2 protein-coding genes are annotated in these 1101 nt (G+C 70.9%); both read right to left on the bottom strand.

The annotated features are described in order from the left end of the window. Positions 1-564: tripartite tricarboxylate transporter substrate-binding protein (locus ABTU92_RS28390; protein WP_408094929.1), on the bottom strand; the 564-nt coding region annotated here is incomplete at its 3' end. A 161-nt stretch (positions 565-725) separates the two neighbouring features. Further along, positions 726-1101 (bottom strand): ABC transporter ATP-binding protein (locus ABTU92_RS28385; protein ID WP_408094928.1); only part of this gene is annotated, 376 nt, incomplete at its 5' end.

Here is a 1101-nt window from a genome sequence, read left to right as displayed (position 1 = left end):
CTCGGCGCCGCCCATCTTGAGGAGCGCGACGAGCGACATGTGGGTGTGGCTGCCGACCCCGGAATGACCGAAGGTGATCTCGCGCGGCCGCTGCTTCATCGCGGCGACGAAGTCGGGCAGCGTCTTCCACGGCGAGTCCGCCCGCACGGCGACGACCGGCGTCTCGATCAGCACGCGGGCGACCGGCTCGAAAGCCGTGTGGTCGGCGGCCAGCGCGCCGGAGTGGTGCGCAGTCGAGATCGAGTTCGAGTTCCACACGATCGCGCTGCCGTCGGCGCGCTGGCCCATGACCCAGCGATAGCCGATGGCCCCGCCGGCGCCCGGCCGGTTGACCACGATCACCTTGTTGCCGAGCCGCTTCGACATGCCGTCGGCGAGCAGCCGCGCCGTCACGTCGGCCGACGAGCCGGCCGGGAACAGCACCGTCATCTCGACGATGCCGCGCTCCGGCATCGTCGACGTCGTGTCGGCACGCGCCGATTGAATCCCGGCGGACGCCGCGAGGCCCGCGACGGCGAGCCCCATTGCGGACAGCGAAACACGCAGCACGGATGTGCGGATCATCGGGCCGTTCTCCCTACGTCGTTATGGCTCGGCCACGGCGGACCGGACCCGGCGGATCGAGCCGCCGTCGGATTATCGACGTCAGTCTGTGGCAGAGAACGGCGGCCCGCAAGGGCCGTCCCGGTCGCGGCGGACGGGAGTCCCCGCCGCCCGTCGGCGTCTCACATGCCGAGATAGGCCTGGCGAACGCGGTCGTCGGCGAGCAGCTCCTCGCCGGTTCCGGCGAGCGTGATCCGGCCGTTCTCCAGGACATAGGCGCGATCGGCGAGCTTGAGCGACATCGCGACGTTCTGCTCGACCAGCACGCAGGTCAGGCCGGCGGCGTTGAGGTCGCGGATGGTGCGCAGCACCTCGTGGACGATCGCCGGCGCGAGGCCGAGCGAGGGCTCGTCGAACATCACGAGGTCGGGCTGGCCCATCAGGCAGCGGCCGATGGCGAGCATCTGCTGCTCGCCGCCCGACAGCGTGCCGGCGGTCTGCTTCAGCCGCTCCTCGAGGATCGGGAACATCTGGAACACGCGGGCGAGCTCGGCGTCG

It is taken from the genome of Rhodoplanes sp. SY1 (genome assembly GCF_046000175.1).
Lineage (GTDB): Bacteria > Pseudomonadota > Alphaproteobacteria > Rhizobiales > Xanthobacteraceae > Rhodoplanes.
This window is presented reverse-complemented; position numbering and strand designations above follow the sequence as displayed.